The organism is Ochrobactrum sp. 19YEA23 (assembly GCF_029909865.1).
GTDB lineage: Bacteria > Pseudomonadota > Alphaproteobacteria > Rhizobiales > Rhizobiaceae > Brucella > Brucella gambitense.
The window spans coordinates 88,153-104,071 of sequence record NZ_JASAMQ010000009.1 but is presented as its reverse complement, the minus strand read 5'-3'; the positions used below and the strand labels follow the sequence as shown (position 1 = coordinate 104,071).

The window sequence follows — 15,919 nt, the reverse complement described above, 5'->3', positions numbered from 1 at the left end:
ATGACGAGAGCGATGATCCTTGGCAGAAACTGGCTTCTGGCGCTGGCAGCCACGGTTTCGGTCGCTCTTTCATCTGCCGAGGCAGCACCACCGCAGCGCGTGGTGTCGATCAATGTCTGCACCGATCAACTGGCTATGCTGCTCGCTGCGCCGGGGCAGGTGCACTCCGTTTCCTATCTTTCCCGCGATCCGCAGCTTTCTGTGCTGGCTGGGCAGGCGGCGCAACTGCCGATCAATCATGCGCAGGCGGAAGAGGTTTTCCTCATGAAGCCCGATCTTGTGCTGGCGGGCACGTTTTCATCGCAGGTGACGGTCGATCTCCTGCGCAGGCTTGGCTTGCGCGTGGAACAGTTCGCGCCCGCCCGCTCTTTTGATGATATCGAAACACATCTGCAACGCATGGGCGCGTTGCTCGGGCGCGAAGAGCAAGCGGATGCGCAGGTCGCCTCCATGCGGGCAGGGCTTGCAGCAGTTGAAAAGCCGCAGCATCGCAAGACTGTCGCGCTTTATTTCGCCAATAGTTACACATCCGGACGCGGCACGCTGATTGACGAGGCGGTCAAGCTTGCCGGGCTGGACAATATCGCCGACCGGGCTGGCGTGAACGGCCCTGCGGCGCTGCCTCTGGAAATGCTGGTGATGGAAAAGCCGGATATGCTGGTCCTCAGCGCGAATGAGCGTGCACCGGCGCTCGCATTCCAAAACTTCCAGCACCCGGCCTTGCGCGCGATAGAACGCGAGGCAAAAGCAATGACGCTTCCCGATAATCTGACCGTTTGCGGCGGGCCGTTCAGCGTTGAAGCGGTGGCAAAACTTAGCGAGGCGGCGCGTGACTGAAAATGCTCGTTTCGTTCTTTTGCTTGTCGGCCTTGCCCTGCTCGTCGCAGCCCTCTTCGCATGGTCGCTGCTGACCGGGCCAGCCAATATCGGCGTGAGCGACAGTCTTCGGGCGCTGTTCAGCGGCGAGGGCGATGCCATCGTGCTGGTCATGCGCGAAATCCGTCTGCCGCGCGCCTTGCTGGCGCTGCTGATCGGGGCATCGCTCGGCCTGTCAGGGGCGGCACTTCAGGGCTATCTGCGAAACCCTCTGGCAGAACCGGGATTGCTCGGCGTCAGTGCTTCGGCTTCGTTTGGCGCAGTCATCGCCATTTACACCGGACTGTCGCTGCTGTTTCCCTTGGCCTTGCCTTTGCTGGCGCTGGCCGGTGCATTTGCGTCAGTGTTTCTCGTCAAGCTTCTGGCCGGGCGCAATGCCGGAACGCTGGCGGTCATTCTGGCTGGTGTCGCTGTGACCAGCCTTGCCGGAGCGCTGACCGCTCTGGCGCTCAACCTGTCGCCCAATCCCTTCGCGGCCATGGAAATCGTGTTCTGGATGCTCGGCTCATTGGCGGACCGTTCGATGACCCATGTGATGCTCGTGGTTCCGTTCATCCTCGTCGGCTGGATTATGCTGCTGTCGCTTGGGCGCTCGCTCGATAGCCTGACGCTCGGAGCGGACGCCGCGGCAAGCATGGGCGTCAGTCTGGCGCGTGTGCAGCTTCTGGCCGTATTGGGTACGGCACTTTGCGTCGGGGCGTCAACTGCGGTGGCCGGTGCTATCGGCTTTGTCGGCCTTGTCGTGCCGCATTTGCTGCGACCGCTGGTTGGCGCACGGCCATCCCGGCTGCTTGTCGCGAGTAGCTTGGGCGGCGCTGCTTTGCTGCTTGCTGCCGATGTTCTGGTGCGGGTCGCCATGCCGGGGCGGGAACTGAAGCTTGGTGTCGTGACGGCCTTGATCGGCGCGCCATTCTTCCTGTGGCTGGTGTTCAAATATCGCAGGCAACTCGTATGACGGCGCTCTCGGCTCAAAATATCAGCGTATCGCTGGGCGGGAAAACCGTGCTGGATCGGGTTGGCTTCGATGCGGGGGCGGGCGAGTTCATCGGTCTGATCGGTCCCAATGGTGCGGGCAAAACCACGCTTTTGAAAGCAATGCTCGGCCTTGTCCGGGCGGACGGCACAGTTTCGCTGGATGGTCAGGCGATAGGTAATCTCAATGCGCGCGACAAAGCCCGCGCGGTTGCCTATCTGCCGCAGGAGCGCGATGTCGCCTGGCCTGTTTCCTCCCATATGCTGGTTTCATTGGGACGTTCTGCGCTGAAACCAAGCTTTGCTTCACTGGACGCTGGAGACGAGGCGCTGATCCGCTCGGCAATGCAGCGCATGGATGTTGAGGCATTTGCGGAACGTCCAGCCAATGCGCTTTCCGGCGGTGAATTGGCGCGGGTGCTGATAGCTCGTGTTCTGGCGCAGGATACGCCGCTCATTCTCGCCGATGAGCCTGTGGCCGGGCTCGACCCGTCGCATCAACTGGCCTTGATGGAAAATTTTGCAGCCCTTGCGCATGAAGGTCGGACGGTGATTGCGTCGCTGCATGAGCTAAGTCTGGCAGCGCAATATTGCACGCGGCTGATCATTCTGGATAAGGGCTGTCTTGCGGCGGATGGCCCGCCGCAGGATGTGCTGACCCCGGAGCGACTACGGCAGATCTATGGGATTGAGGCGCATATCCTGCACCTCGACGGCCAGTTCATCGTGCAGCCGAAATCCCGCGCCTAAACAGTGTGCCACTGGCGTTCCTGCGCTGAGGCGTAGATCGTTTCCAGCGTCTTTTGCACCTCATAACCCTCGCGGAAATCGGCGTGGCCGGTTTTATGGCCCGCAACGGCCAGCAAGAAATCGCGCACTTCAATGGTTTTGAGATCATTGAACCCGATCTGGTGTCCCGCCGCTACGCAGAACGAACCATAGGGTTCGTGGTCAGGACCAGCGAAAATTTTGCGGAAGCCCTGCTGGCCCTTTTTGTCGGCATAGAGAAACAGGTCCAGCTCGTTGAAACGCTCCTGCGAGAAGAAGATCGCGCCTTTGGAACCGGAAATTTCAAAGTCGTGCTGCATTTTGCGCCCGCTGGCTATCCAACTTGCTTCCAGTGTCCCGGTCGCACCATTGGCAAAGCTGACCATGGCGTGACAGACATCGTCCACTTCAACCGGCTTGTTCTGTGAAGGATTGGCACTATCCGGGCGCTCGCGGATGGCAGTCACAGTCTTGCCCATGACTTCGGCAATCGGCCCGACCAGATAACGCGCAGCAGCGATAATGTGGCTGCCAATATCGGCAAGTGCGCCGCCACCGCCAGCCGGGTCCAGCCGCCACGTCCATGGGATGCGCGCATCGGCCATGAAATCTTCCGCGTGGATGCCGCGAAAGTTCCGGACCTCTCCAATTTCACCGCTGTCTATAATGTCTTTCGCCAGCCGGATCATCGGGTTCTTGAGATAATTGAATCCAACGGCTGTCTGAATGCCTTTCTTCTCCGCTGCCAGCGTCATCTCCAGACAATCGGCTGCGCTGGGGGCGAGAGGCTTTTCGCAATAAACATGCTTGCCTGCATCGATCGCTGCCAGAGCCATCTCCTTGTGAAAGCGATTGGGCGTGGTGATATCAATGAGATTGATTGCCGGGTTGGCTATCAGGTCGCGCCAGTTGTCGGTCGCGCGGGCAAAGCCCAGCTGTTTTGCAGCTCTCTGCGCCGTTGTTTCATCAATGTCTGCCAGTGTGTGCAACTCGACCTGCACAGGCAGATCGAAGATGCGATTGACGTTGGCCAGTGCCAGCGCATGGGTCTTGCCCATAAAGCCGGACCCGATCAGACCTGTAACGACTGCCATGCCTTCCTCCCAAGTGCTGACATTGTACATGCTGGCAAAGCCGCACCCGCAACACACATAATCCAGCCGGAAAATATGCCGTTCGGGGAGAGCTTATGCGATTGACATGAGCTAGCAGAAATGGAATTATAATTCCACGAGAATTTTCTAATGATTGTTTCATTCTATTGAGTAGCCGAAGTCGGTTTGCATTGCGGGTCATGGCTTGGAGGAAGTCACCGTAACGCTACCGGCAAGGCTGAAAATCGAGAAAACCGGCGGGGAGCGTCGGGCAATGGGAGGAGTGAACATGAAATCTCTTTTGAAATCGGCAGTCGCTGGCGTAGCCCTGATGGCTGCATCATTCGCTGCGCATGCGGCTGACATCAACATTGTTGTCGTCAGCCACGGTCAGGCATCGGATCCGTTCTGGTCCGTTGTGAAGAACGGTGTGGCGGAAGCCGCGAAGGATACCGGTGCCAAGGTTGATTATCGTGCGCCGGAAACCTTCGACATGGTACAGATGGCGCAGCTTATCGATGCGGCCATCAACCAGAAGCCGCAGGGCATTGTTGTATCGATCCCGGACGCCGATGCGCTCGGACCGTCGATTGAGCGCGCCGTCGCGGCGGGTATTCCGGTCATTTCTATGAATTCCGGCTCCGACGCTTCCAAGAAGCTCGGCGCGCTGCTGCATGTCGGTCAGGATGAGGCGGATGCCGGTAAAGCTGCCGGTGAAGCCTTGAAAAAGGCTGGCGGCAAGAAGGGTATCTGCGTCAATCAGGAAGTGGGCAATGTCTCGCTTGATCAGCGGTGCGCCGGTTTCAAGGAAGGCTTCGGTGACGTAACCGTTCTGCCGACCTCGACCGATCCGGCAGAAAACGAAGCCAAGGTGCGTGCAGCACTTGCCTCGGATACGGCGATTGATACGATCCTGACACTCAATGCCACGCTCGCTGGTGAGCCTGCTGTGAAGGCGGCAGCGGAAAGCGGACGCAGCGGTATCCACGTCGCAACCTTCGATATGTCTCCGGGTTTCCTTGAGGCAGTCGAGAACGGCAAGGCAGACTTTGCCATCGACCAGCAGCAGTTCCTGCAAGGCTATCTGCCGGTCTCGTTCCTTGCCCTCAATGCCAAATACGGCCTGATGCCCGGCGGCAATGTGCCTTCCGGTCCGAACCTGATTACCAAGGACAAGGCCAAGCAGGTTGTGGAGTTGTCCGCCAAGGGCATCCGCTAGAACCGGCAATATTTCGGCTCTGGCGGCCTGCAAATGGCACTGTTTTGCGCTTCCGGTGCTGATGTACCCAAAAGTACACTGCGCTCCGGTTCTCAAACCGCACCATTTTCGGCTCGCCAGACCCAAAATCTCCTCCGGTTCTAAATAGCTTATTGCAGCACCCGCCCATTGCGATGGGCGGGAACGGGTGGTTGCACCCGAAGCTCGACGGCTGCGCATGGAGCAGCTGCGAGACGGCTTCAGGAGAAAATCATGAGTGAACCAATGTCCGAACCGAAGCCCGCGACGATTGCGGAGCAACGAGACGAACGGCTGAAAACGGCAAGTCCGATCCAGCGGCTCTTGAGTCGACCTGAACTTGGCGCCGTTTCCGGGCTTATTCTTATCACGGCTTTCTTCCTGACCACGGCCAATCCGGCAATGTTCACGGCTGCGGGCATCATGAATTTCATGGCGCCTGCATCGCAGCTGGGCATTCTCGCGGTTGCCGCCGCGCTTTTGATGATTGGTGGCGAGTTTGATCTTTCCATCGGCTCGATGGTGGCTTTTGCGGGCCTGATTTTTGCCGCAGCACTTGTCGTCTGGCAGGTGCCGCTTGTGGTGGCGATTATTCTTACACTTGTCTTTGCGGCGCTGGTCGGCGTGATCAATGCCCAGATCGTCATCAGGACGGGGTTGCCGTCCTTCATCGTGACGCTGGCTTTTCTGTTTATCCTGCGCGGCCTGTCGCTGGTTGGTCTCAAATGGGCAACCGGCGGCGCAACGCAGCTTCGCGGCGTCAAGGAAGCTGTCGGCAACAGCATGATTGCCGGTTTGTTTTCCGGTGATGCGTTCCAAGGGTTGTTCGCCTGGATGGCTGAGCATGACCTGATCGCCAAATTTCCGAATGGCGAACCAACCGTAAAAGGCGTTCCGGTTGAAGTCTTATGGTTCGCCGGTGTGGCGCTGATCGCCACCTATGTTCTGGTGCGCACTCGCTTCGGCAACTGGATTTTTGCGGCGGGTGGCGATGCTCTGGCGGCGCGCAATTCCGGCGTTCCAGTGCGTCGCGTCAAGACCACACTTTTCATGTGCACGGCCATGGCCGCAGCGCTGGTCGCCATTCTCACCGTACTTGATGCCGGATCGACCGATGCGCGGCGCGGCTTCCAGAAGGAGTTCGAAGCCATCATTGCAGCTGTGATCGGCGGGTGCCTGCTGACGGGTGGTTACGGCTCGGCCATCGGTGCTTTCTTTGGCGCGATCATTTTCGGCATGGTGCTGATTGGCCTGACCTACACACAGATCGATCAGGACTGGTATCTCGTCTTCCTCGGCGGAATGCTGCTGATCGCCGTTCTCTTCAATAATTTCATTCGCAAGCGCGCCACGGGCGAGCGTTAAAGCATTTCCAGCAAAAGTGCGTAGCGGTTTTGCGAAGGATAATGCGTAAAAACAAATAGATAGAGCGGTTCCGCGATTTCGTATTAATCGGAACCGCTCTAAGCCGGGAGGTTGCCATGACAATGACAACGACGCCAACGATTGAAATCCGTAATCTTGTCAAACATTTCGGGCCGGTTATTGCATTGAATGGCGTTTCGCTGAGCGTCGAACCCGGACAGGTTCATTGCCTGCTCGGTGATAATGGCGCGGGTAAATCGACGCTCATCAAGACCTTGTCCGGTGTGCATAAACCGACGAGCGGTGACTTCTTTGTCGAAGGCAAACAGGTCGTATTCAACAGCCCGCGCGATGCGCTCGACCATGGTATTGCGACGGTCTATCAGGATCTGGCGATGATCCCGCTCATGTCGGTGATGCGGAACTTCTTTCTGGGTCGCGAACCGACCAAAGGGATAGGGCCGCTGCGCTGGTTCGACACGCAGTTTGCCGAAGACGTAACCCGCGAGGAAATGCGCCGGATCGGCATTGATGTACGCGATCCGCAGCAGGCCGTCGGCACACTGTCCGGTGGCGAACGGCAATGTGTGGCCATTGCCCGCGCGGTTTATTTCGGGGCGAAGATATTGATCCTCGACGAGCCGACCTCCGCGCTTGGCGTCCGCCAGACCGCGATGGTGCTTAAATACATCAATCAGGTGCGTGCACGGGGTCTGGGCGTGATTTTCGTCACCCACAATGTCCGCCATGCCCATGCGGTGGGCGACAAGTTCACTGTGCTCAATCGCGGTGTGACGCTGGGCACCCGCACCAAGAGTGAAGTCGATATGGATGAATTACAGAGCCTGATGGCTGGCGGTCAGGAATTGTCCGATCTGTCAGCTGAACTGGGCGGCAGAGTTTGATCAGGTCTCGGAGTTTGCAATGAGCGAGCAGTTGAAAGGCAAGGTTGCTGTCATCACCGGCAGCACGCAAGGATTGGGTGCGGCCACAGCAAAGCTGTTTGCCGAGCGAGGTGCAGCCGGTCTGGTCATTTGCGGACGCTCGGCCGAAAAGGGGCGGGCGCAGGTCGATCTGCTTGAGAAAACCGGCACGCGAGCGGTTTTCGTTCAGGCCGATCTGGAGAAAGTTGAGGATTGCAGAAAGATCATCGCCGAAGCCGACCGGGCTTTCGGGCGTCTCGATATTCTGGTCAATGCGGCCGGGTTGACCGACCGTGGAACCATTCTGGATACCTCGCCAGAACTTTTCGACCGGTTGTTTGCGGTGAATACCAGAGCGCCTTTCTTTCTGATTCAGGAAGCCATCAAGCTTTTCCGTCGCGACGCCGTGGAGGGGGCTATCGTCAACATATCCTCCATGTCGTCGATGGGCGGCCAGCCGTTCATCGCGGCTTATTGCGCGTCCAAGGGCGCAGTCGACACGTTGACCCGCAACGTTGCCTATTCGGTCCTGCGCAATCGCATCCGCGTCAACTGCCTGAATATTGGCTGGATGGCGTCGGACGGAGAAGACCGTATCCAGCGCGAGTTTCATGGTGCTCCCGCCAACTGGCTTGATGACGCCGCGAAGGCACAACCGTTCGGGCGCTTGATCGATCCTGCGGAAGTTGCGCGCGCAATTGCTTTTCTTGCATCGGAAGAATCGGGACTGATGACCGGAGCTATTGTCAATTTCGATCAGTCGATCTGGGGGGCGTACGATGGTTCGCCGCACCCGCAAGCGCCGCTCTGATGTGAATTACTGTGGTGTTTCTAGCGCGATCTACTAAAAAACTACGCATTTAATTGGGGGTATGCCGAAAAATCAGGCAACAACTGCCGTTCCTGCTTGCGCGCACAATTACAGGTAGTTAGACGATGCTCTAAACCGTTGTTTTAGCCGTGTTTCAGCAAACCACGACTTTCGTCTGGTTGTACGATCCCAAGGCGATAGCGGCTGACACAACTACCGTTTCAATTGCGCTGAAAGGACGAATATCGTGGAGCAGGCAAAGAACGGGACCGGCAAGGGTGGACGCAAGGCGCTTTGGGCAGCCGTTGCGGTCATCGCAATAGCTGCCGCTGGTCTGACCGGATACAAGATCACGCTTCAGAACACCATCACGTCACAACTGGAAAAGCGCGGCGGCAAGGCCGGTTCAGTAGAGGCCGATTTCTTCGGGCGCATTCATCTGCGCGATGTGACGATGCCGCTCAAGAACGGCTCTGAAGTGCGCATCGGCTCGATTGAAGGTCGTCCGAAGTTCCTGTTTCTGACAGGTATGCTCGATGCGTCCGACATCAACACGCAAGTCGCCAATTACAAGATCTCCATTCCCCATGTGAAGATCGACGATGCGAATTTCGATATTTCGACATTGCGCGAAACCTTTGGCAACAGCCAGTTGACCGTGCCTGAGCGCGTTGGCCGCTTCTCGGCCAAGAGCGTCGTTGCACCGGAAATCAATTTGGTTCAGACCATTGCGGGCAACGAGCAGAAAGTCTCCTACAAGGACGTGAAGCTCGAAGACATCAAGCAGGGTCACGTCGCCCGCTTTTCCGCTGCAGGCACGACGTTTGAATTTGCGTTTGAAGTGCCCAAGGAAGAGGGCGAACCAGTCCGCGACCAGATGCAGGGCTCGATGGGCCTGACTGAAGGCAAAGACATCGACGCCGTTTATCTGGCCCGTCTCTACACGGATAAAGCCGGCCCGGACGATAAAGACGCCAAGCCGGTCTATGGTCCGTTCTCGGCCAAGAATATCGTCATGAAGAGCCGTGAAGTGAACTTCAGCTATGACGAGATTCGCAGCAATGGCTTCAGCATGCGCATGCCTGCCGAGCCGCTGCTGGACATGGTTCAGCAGATCGAGGCGGTCAAGAACCCGGAAGATCTGACGCCAGCCGAACAGCGTGAATTCTTCCTGCGCCTGCTGTCGATTGTCGATACGATCGGCAAGGGCGACATGGAGTTGCTCGGCCTCAAGATTGAGCCGTCCGATACCACCAAGGGCAAGGGCGATATCGCGCAGATTTCGATTGCTTTCGATAACAGCAAGATTGACGCTACCGTCAAAGGCATCAACATCGGCGATGGCACGGATCACGTGAAGGTCGATGAAGCTTCGATGCAGGGCTTCTCCTGGGCCCCGACCGCCGAAGCTTTGAAGAAGCTCGCTGCGCTTAGCGATGAAGAAGCGGTGAATTTCCCCTTCACAACGCTGCTGCCTGAATTTGGTACCATGCGTATTGCGGGTGTCGACGCCGATCTGCCTTACGAGCCGGAAGTCGTTAATGAAGTGACCGGCAACGACGAAACCACAGATGATGCCGGCGATCAGGAAACGGTCGATGCGGGGGGCGATGATGCCGCAGTCGCTACGGATGATCAGGGCGTCGATATTGCGGGTGCCCCGCAGGATTCGACCGAAGAGCCTGCGACCGAAGGTGAAGATGCTCAGCCGGAAGCGACCGAAGAGGCACAGCCAGAGCCTGCTGAAGAAGCCAAGGCTCCGACGGTTCCAGAGCGCATCAAGTTCTCTCTGAAGAACTACGAAGTCGCGCTCAACAAGCCACAGAACGGTATTCCGACCGATATTCGCGTGACTTATGAGGACATGACGCTTCCGGTGCCGCAATCCGGCAATGACGAGATTTACGACCAGTTGCGCAAGCTTGGCTATGACAAGGTGACGATCTCGTCCAACATGGCCATGAACTGGGATGAACCGAACCAGAACCTCGTCATTTCGGATATTTCCGTCAGCGGCAAGGATATGGGCAGTGTCTCGGTCAACGGCCTGATGGGCGGTTTCACCAAGGAGTTCTTCTCGGGCGACAAGGTGATGACGCAGGTTGCCGCTCTTGGCCTCAAGGCCCGCGAAGTGAAGGTAAAGGTTGAGGAAAAGGGCCTGATCGCCAAGGCGCTCAAGCTCTATGCGGAAGAAAACGACATGACGGAAGACGAGGTGCGCAGCACCTTCTCCATGATCGCCGCCGCATTCCTGCAGGAACTGGCAACGGATCAGCCGAAGCTTCAGGACGCGGTAACCGCATTCTCTACCTTCCTCGCCAAGCCGAATATCTTCGAGCTGACGGTCACGTCGAAGGCAGAGAAGGGCATTGGCGCGCTAGAGATGATCTCGGCGTCTCAGGACCCTCTGTCGCTGCTCGACAAGGTGAATATCGAAGCCAAGGCCGAGTAAGCCCTCTTTCGATCATGATTGAAACAAACGCCGGCTGCATCGCAGCCGGCGTTTGCATATGGGCAGCCGTTTGAATAGGTTTTCGCATCGAAGATGCCTCAAATCTGGAATCAGACACTATGCTGAAAAACATCAACCCTTTGCTGACCGGCTCGCTCCTCTCCATCCTCGCAGATATGGGGCATGGCGACGATCTCGTGATCGTGGATGCAAACTATCCGGCGCAAGCCTCGGGCGTGCCAGTGCTGGATTTTCCGGGCATCAGTGCGACTGCCATGGCCGAAGCGGTATTGTCGGTTCTGCCGCTCGATGATTTTGTCGACAAGCCCGCCGCTGTAATGAAGGCGCCGAACGATACGCCAGCCATTTATGGCGAGTTCGAAGCGGTGATTGAAGTGGCCGAGGGCCGCAAGATTGCCGTCGATCCGTTGGAGCGCTTTGCGTTCTACGACCGCGCCACGGAGGCATTCGCTGTGATCCGCACGGGCGAGCGTCGGCTTTACGGCAATATCATTTTCAAGAAGGGCGTGATCCGCTCCTGATCGTCCAAGGCGGACCATTAAAAAAGCCCGGGCCATTGCGCCCGGGCTTTTTTGTTTCAGGTATTATTCCTGAGGCTTTTCTTTTTGGTCCTTCATGGGACCCTTATGGTCGCCACCCTTGTGGTGCTGCCCCATGCCGTGACGGCCATGGTGTGGGCCCATGCCGTGACGACCCATATGGGCGGCGCGCATTTCCTTGCGGTCGATGACACCGTCATCGTTCCGGTCCAGCGCGGCGAATTCCTTCTTGCGCTGATTCTCGATGTTCGTCAGGGTGATCTTGCCGTCACCCTTGACGTCGAGACGACGTTCCAGACGGTCGGCCTCACGCTTTACGAAACGCTTGAGCGCCAGCGCTTCAATTTCGTCGCGGGACAGGATGCCGTCACCATTGGTGTCAGCAGCTTTAAGCTCTTCCATGCGGGAGAACTTCTCCAGATCGATTGGCCCACGCCTGGTCTTGACGTCCTTATCCTGTGTAGCAGCCGCTTCCGTTGCCGGCTTTGTTGTATTCGCATTGCTGTTGTCCTGTGCCAATACAGGCCCGGCAAGCATTGTAGATGCGATTACAGCGAGAATTGCGGTTCTATATTTCATGGTTGTTCAACTCCATTACTCTTTACAGGGGCGCCGTCAATTGGCGTGCCAGTAATGTGTTTCTTTTTAGATGAACCGCATATGAATATGCCAATTAATTATATGTAATGAATTTGTAATGTGCCCGCAGCTTTGGCGTGGCTGAGCTCGGCGATCTGCCGGTGGGAGGGCAATTTCAGCGATAGGAGAATCGTGAAAACCCGGCGCTATGACGCGCGCTTTCAAGCGTGCAGACTGTAGGCAAGGACATGTTCAGACGGGAGAGGAAATGGAAGTTTTCAGTGCGATCTTGAGATCACTTCGGCCCCGATCTTTACGGGGTCAATCAGCGGAAGCGTTTGTTTTCAGAAGAGAAAATGGTGGGTGATGTAGGGATCGAACCTACGACCCGCTGATTAAGAGTCAGCTGCTCTACCAACTGAGCTAATCACCCACTCGCTTTGCCGAGGCAGCGGCCCCGGTGAAGTGAGCGGGTGTATACCGGTCGATTTTCCAGCTGTCTACCCTCCAATCGAAATTTTTCGAAAAAAACTTACATCTTTGTTCAAAAGCCCGGAAACGCTGGGTTTTGAGAAATCCGGCTTTGCATCTTTGTCGGGAATTTCGTCCGATCATTCGTAAAAGTTGTGATCACGCCAGCGAATCCTGAAGAATCGAAAGCAAAAGATTCTTGATTTGATTCATTTTTTTGCGCTTCCAGCGTTGTAAGCGCGCATGGCCGACTCCATATTCGCGAAATACTGGATTCGTGCTTGCGGATATGTCCGTGTGGGAGGCGAAGCAGGTTACGGCTTCGGGGGCGTAGGTTCACGCTTCAAATGTCGCAGCCATGTCATCATTTTTTGATGCTTGTCTGAGAAGTTAGAGCATATAAATGTCTTGATCACCGGGTAATCACATCTTGATCACAAACCCGTGCTGATCGAACAGCATTATAATCCGAGCAAGGCGCGTCATGCACCGGATAGCCTTTGCAGAGAAAACCGAGGCGGGTAAATCGCTTCAAGATCCGGTTCGCGGCATTTGAGGAAAGCATGGAAAGCATTATCAGCAATCTCGGGCATTTCATTTCCGATCATCGGGTATGGGCCGGGCCTATTGTTGGTGTCATTGCCTTCGGCGAATCTCTCGCGATCATCGGAATGTTCATTCCAGCCACCCCGATCATGATTGCCATTGGCGGCCTTGTTGGCGCTGGCATCATTGAGCCGCTTCCAGTCATCATCGGTGCCATCATCGGCGCGGTGATTGGCGATATCATCTCCTATTTCCTCGGCTGGTGGCTGGGCCGCAACATCATTCACAAATGGCCGCTGAACAAGCATCGCAGCGGCGTGGCGCGCGCGCGCCTGCTATTCCGCCGCTATGGCTTTTCCGCCGTCTTCCTTGGTCGTTTTTTCGGGCCTGTACGCTGCACGGTACCGATGGTTGCCGGCATGATGTCGATGGACCAGACACGCTTCCAGACCGCAAACGTGCTGTCCGCGCTGGTTTGGGCTCCCCTGATGTTCCTTCCTGGCTGGTTGGCCGGGCGTGGCGCGGGCATCTTCGCCAAGATGGACAGCGATCACATGTTCTGGTTCGCTATCGGCATTACAGTGCTGACGCTGATCTTCACGGTCATCGGCGTTCGCTTCTTCAAGGCGCGCCCACCGCGCCGCGAGCGTAAATCGCGGCGCGTACAGGTGTCGCCCGCCGAATAAGGGAATAAGGCGGACGCACTTGCCTGATCGGTGATCGTCTGCATAATAAGGCAACGCTGGCAGTTGGTCGTATGATTGTGCCTGTCAGCCTGCTGAATATATTGCGAACAACAATCGTATGTTTCGTATGGCAATTGGTGCCCGAGGTCGGCGATAAAGCCGATACAGCGCCCTACAAAAGGTTCATCGCGCTTAATGCCCGACGACAGTTCTGACGATTCGTCTTACCGAAGTACCGGTTCCCTCGCGGGAACCTGTCGCTTTATAGGCTTAGCGCCTGTCTCCGCCGCCTGTGAATTTTTTCGGCTGGATCGCAATTTCGCGTTCCGGCCTGAAAGCGTTTGCGGTGGTTTCTTTGAATTCCGTTCTTTCTGACCCGCCTGGGGTGCTGTCTTTTTGATTCAAAACAGCGCTCTAAGCATCTGTTTATTCTCACATCTCTCCCGGAAATAGTCTTTCGGGATGTGCTTTAAAGGAGCCGACATATCATGGACTGGTCCATGGACTGGATTGCCGACCCCAATGCCTGGATAGGTTTGGTGACATTGGTGGTGCTTGAGATCGTTCTCGGCATCGACAATCTCGTCTTTATCGCCATTCTGGCCGATAAGCTGCCGCCGCATCAGCGTAACCGTGCACGCGTCATCGGTCTTGCCCTTGCGCTTCTCATGCGCCTTGCCCTGCTTGCCTCGATCTCGTGGATCGTGACACTGCGCGAACCTTTGATCGAAGTGATGGATATGTCGTTCTCCGGACGCGATATCATTATGCTGATCGGTGGTCTGTTCCTGCTGGCCAAGGGCACGATGGAACTGCATGAACGCCTGGAAGGCGCGCATGGCGCGAAAAGCTCGCGCGTGGTCCATGCAGTGTTCTGGCAGGTTATTGTCCAGATTGTCGTGCTCGACGCGGTTTTCTCGCTTGATAGCGTGATTACGGCTGTCGGTATGGTGCAGCATCTGCCCGTGATGATGATCGCCGTCATTATCGCAATCGGCGTCATGATGCTGGCTTCCAAGCCACTGATGGACTTCGTCAACAAGCATCCGACGGTGGTTATCCTCTGCCTTGGCTTCCTGATGATGATCGGTTTCAGCCTCGTGGTGGAAGGCTTTGGCTTCCATATTCCGAAGGGCTATCTCTACGCGGCTATCGGCTTCTCGGTGCTTATCGAAGCAGCCAATCAGATGTCGCGCCGCAATCGTGAAAAGCTGGTCACGACCAACGATCTGCGCGAGCGGACGGCGGGCGCGGTTCTGCGCCTGCTCGGTGGCGGACGTGGCGAGAACCCGCTTTCGGACACCGTCGACGTGATTGCGCAGCAGACCGCCGCCAATGACGTCTTCCTTCCGGAAGAAAAGGAAATGATCCGCGGCGTGCTGGATCTGGCGGATCGCCCGGTGCGTTCGATCATGTCGCCGCGTAATGAAGTCGAATGGCTCGACATCGATGAAAGCGAAGATGAACTGCACGAAGCGATTCGCAAGCTCTCGCATTCGCGTGTCGTGGTTGCTCGCCGTCAGGTCGATGAGTTTGTCGGCGTGGCTTCGGTCCGCGATCTGCTGCTCGATATGACCGACAAGAAGTCCATCAATTGGGATCAGGTCGTCAAACAGCCGCTTGTTGTGCATGAAAGCGCCAATGTGCTGCGTGTGATGGAACAGCTGCGTGTTTCGCCGGTGCAGCTTGCGGTCGTCGTTGATGAACATGGCTCATTCGAAGGCGTCGTCACGCCAACGGACGTGCTTGAGGCTATCGCTGGCGAGTTTCCCGATGAGGACGAAGAAGCATCCGTCGCCGAATCGGACGGGCAGGGCGGTTATATCGTCGATGGCTTTGTGGATATTCGTCGCCTGAGTGGTCTGTTGGAACGTGATCTGGTGGATGATAGCGACCGCTATACGACGCTGGCCGGCTATGTGCTCTGGCATCTTGGCCATCTGCCGCTGGGAGGCGAAAGCTTCGTCAAAGACGGCTTCGAATTCAGGATCGACGCCATGAAGGGGCGCAATGTGGACAAGGTCCATATCAAGCCCGTCAACGACTACGAAGTGTAAAGCGGTATGATTTTGCGGGCGGCGTCCTGTCGCTCGCAAAATATTTCACCCTGTTAACTCCGATAAAATGAGTAGGTTATTGACTTCTGCGTAGAAGCCTTCAAAATTAACACATCGTTCATTGTTGCGGCGAAAGCGTGTCTGGAAACAGGGCGGGCCTAGTAGGCAACAATGCTGAGATGGGGACGCGATAACGCGGACAGGAGGCCTGGTTTGATGCGGAACGTGCAGGTACTGACCACCGGACTGAAAAACGCCTTCTTGGGCATTCCCGCGTTTCTGGCGCAGCCGTGGCGGGAAATGAAGCTGAGCGCTGAGGAAATCGCAGCGCGTCGACGCAGCCGGCTCGAGCGCAGTGAGCATAATTTTCTGTGGTGCTGGCAGCATCGCGGTTTCTGGTAAGGTTTTACGCAGAAAAAAATCGGGGCCGGAGGCGAAAGTCTCCGGCCTTTTTGTCTCCTCATTTCTGATTACGGATGTTTTGAGGAATATTTTTCTACCTCGCAGATGTCGCTTGGGCAC

The 15,919-nt window shown here is 56.7% G+C and carries 14 protein-coding genes and 1 tRNA gene; 12 read left to right on the top strand and 3 right to left on the bottom strand.

Features of this window, described 5'->3' with window-relative positions; genetic code table 11:
• Genes QBD01_RS20740 through QBD01_RS20730 form a run of 3 tightly spaced genes read left to right on the top strand, consistent with a single transcriptional unit; the run spans position 1 to position 2,598 of the window.
• Positions 1-837 (top strand): ABC transporter substrate-binding protein, encoded by an 837-nt coding sequence (locus QBD01_RS20740; RefSeq protein ID WP_280994341.1) that lies wholly within the window; start codon positions 1-3, stop codon positions 835-837.
• The gene (locus QBD01_RS20735; RefSeq protein ID WP_280994340.1) at positions 830-1,831 is read left to right on the top strand and encodes an iron ABC transporter permease; all 1,002 of its coding nucleotides are present in this window, start codon (positions 830-832) and stop codon (positions 1,829-1,831) included. Before QBD01_RS20740 ends, QBD01_RS20735 begins: the two co-directional genes overlap by 8 nt.
• Positions 1,828-2,598, top strand: coding sequence for an ABC transporter ATP-binding protein (locus tag QBD01_RS20730; protein ID WP_280994339.1), 771 nt, complete (start codon positions 1,828-1,830; stop codon positions 2,596-2,598). The genes QBD01_RS20735 and QBD01_RS20730 overlap by 4 nt, the downstream gene beginning before the upstream one ends.
• On the opposite strand, the gene QBD01_RS20725 is transcribed toward QBD01_RS20730, so the two are convergent.
• Positions 2,595-3,710 carry a Gfo/Idh/MocA family oxidoreductase gene (locus QBD01_RS20725; RefSeq protein WP_280994338.1) on the bottom strand — a complete coding sequence of 372 codons (1,116 nt, stop codon included), beginning with the start codon at positions 3,708-3,710 and terminating at the stop codon, positions 2,595-2,597. The two genes, QBD01_RS20730 and QBD01_RS20725, sit on opposite strands and share 4 nt — an antisense overlap.
• 289 nt (positions 3,711-3,999) lie before the next feature.
• On the opposite strand from QBD01_RS20725, the gene QBD01_RS20720 reads away from it, so the two are divergent.
• The 6 genes from QBD01_RS20720 to QBD01_RS20695 all read left to right on the top strand — a co-directional run bounded on the left by QBD01_RS20720 (position 4,000) and on the right by QBD01_RS20695 (position 11,040).
• Complete coding sequence (locus QBD01_RS20720; RefSeq protein ID WP_280994337.1) at positions 4,000-4,929, top strand: sugar ABC transporter substrate-binding protein; 930 nt, start codon at positions 4,000-4,002, stop codon at positions 4,927-4,929.
• Positions 4,930-5,181: 252 nt separating this feature from the next.
• Positions 5,182-6,312, top strand: a complete 1,131-nt coding sequence (locus tag QBD01_RS20715; RefSeq protein WP_078339346.1) for an ABC transporter permease — start codon at positions 5,182-5,184, stop codon at positions 6,310-6,312.
• Between the two features lie 116 nt (positions 6,313-6,428).
• Positions 6,429-7,217, top strand: a complete 789-nt coding sequence (locus QBD01_RS20710) for an ATP-binding cassette domain-containing protein (RefSeq protein ID WP_280994336.1) — start codon at positions 6,429-6,431, stop codon at positions 7,215-7,217.
• Positions 7,218-7,236: 19 nt separating this feature from the next.
• Complete coding sequence (locus QBD01_RS20705; protein WP_280994335.1) at positions 7,237-8,046, top strand: SDR family oxidoreductase; 810 nt, start codon at positions 7,237-7,239, stop codon at positions 8,044-8,046.
• Between the two features lie 247 nt (positions 8,047-8,293).
• Complete coding sequence (locus QBD01_RS20700) at positions 8,294-10,498, top strand: hypothetical protein (protein WP_280994334.1); 2,205 nt, start codon at positions 8,294-8,296, stop codon at positions 10,496-10,498.
• Positions 10,499-10,617: 119 nt separating this feature from the next.
• Positions 10,618-11,040: an RbsD/FucU family protein gene (locus tag QBD01_RS20695; RefSeq protein WP_280994333.1), complete on the top strand. Its 423-nt coding sequence runs from the start codon at positions 10,618-10,620 to the stop codon at positions 11,038-11,040.
• Positions 11,041-11,103: 63 nt separating this feature from the next.
• Here the strand turns inward: QBD01_RS20695 and QBD01_RS20690 are convergent, their stop codons facing one another.
• The gene (locus QBD01_RS20690) at positions 11,104-11,637 is read right to left on the bottom strand and encodes a calcium-binding protein (RefSeq protein WP_280994332.1); all 534 of its coding nucleotides are present in this window, start codon (positions 11,635-11,637) and stop codon (positions 11,104-11,106) included.
• 357 nt (positions 11,638-11,994) lie between these two features.
• Positions 11,995-12,070: transfer RNA gene (locus tag QBD01_RS20685), tRNA-Lys, on the bottom strand.
• A 601-nt stretch (positions 12,071-12,671) separates the two neighbouring features.
• Between QBD01_RS20685 and QBD01_RS20680 the strand changes: the two genes are divergently transcribed.
• From QBD01_RS20680 to QBD01_RS20670, 3 genes are all read left to right on the top strand, one after another.
• The gene (locus QBD01_RS20680) at positions 12,672-13,340 is read left to right on the top strand and encodes a DedA family protein (protein WP_078339340.1); all 669 of its coding nucleotides are present in this window, start codon (positions 12,672-12,674) and stop codon (positions 13,338-13,340) included.
• Positions 13,341-13,828: 488 nt separating this feature from the next.
• Complete coding sequence (locus QBD01_RS20675) at positions 13,829-15,397, top strand: TerC family protein (RefSeq protein ID WP_280994331.1); 1,569 nt, start codon at positions 13,829-13,831, stop codon at positions 15,395-15,397.
• Positions 15,398-15,613: 216 nt separating this feature from the next.
• Positions 15,614-15,799 (top strand): hypothetical protein, encoded by a 186-nt coding sequence (locus tag QBD01_RS20670; protein WP_182521110.1) that lies wholly within the window; start codon positions 15,614-15,616, stop codon positions 15,797-15,799.
• The last annotated feature ends 120 nt before the right edge of the window (positions 15,800-15,919 follow it).

Bases quoted from the DNA above. Each gene is read 5' to 3' on its own strand.
- QBD01_RS20705 (WP_280994335.1), top strand. From the start codon at position 7,237: ATGAGCGAGCAGTTGAAAGGCAAGGTTGCTGTCATCACCGGCAGCACG.
- QBD01_RS20710 (WP_280994336.1), top strand. From the start codon at position 6,429: ATGACAATGACAACGACGCCAACGATTGAAATCCGTAATCTTGTCAAA.
- QBD01_RS20720 (WP_280994337.1), top strand. From the start codon at position 4,000: ATGAAATCTCTTTTGAAATCGGCAGTCGCTGGCGTAGCCCTGATGGCT.
- QBD01_RS20675 (WP_280994331.1), top strand. From the start codon at position 13,829: ATGGACTGGTCCATGGACTGGATTGCCGACCCCAATGCCTGGATAGGT.
- QBD01_RS20725 (WP_280994338.1), bottom strand. From the start codon at position 3,710: ATGGCAGTCGTTACAGGTCTGATCGGGTCCGGCTTTATGGGCAAGACC.
- QBD01_RS20670 (WP_182521110.1), top strand. From the start codon at position 15,614: ATGCGGAACGTGCAGGTACTGACCACCGGACTGAAAAACGCCTTCTTG.
- QBD01_RS20730 (WP_280994339.1), top strand. From the start codon at position 1,828: ATGACGGCGCTCTCGGCTCAAAATATCAGCGTATCGCTGGGCGGGAAA.
- QBD01_RS20740 (WP_280994341.1), top strand. From the start codon at position 1: ATGACGAGAGCGATGATCCTTGGCAGAAACTGGCTTCTGGCGCTGGCA.
- QBD01_RS20690 (WP_280994332.1), bottom strand. From the start codon at position 11,637: ATGAAATATAGAACCGCAATTCTCGCTGTAATCGCATCTACAATGCTT.
- QBD01_RS20680 (WP_078339340.1), top strand. From the start codon at position 12,672: ATGGAAAGCATTATCAGCAATCTCGGGCATTTCATTTCCGATCATCGG.
- QBD01_RS20695 (WP_280994333.1), top strand. From the start codon at position 10,618: ATGCTGAAAAACATCAACCCTTTGCTGACCGGCTCGCTCCTCTCCATC.
- QBD01_RS20715 (WP_078339346.1), top strand. From the start codon at position 5,182: ATGAGTGAACCAATGTCCGAACCGAAGCCCGCGACGATTGCGGAGCAA.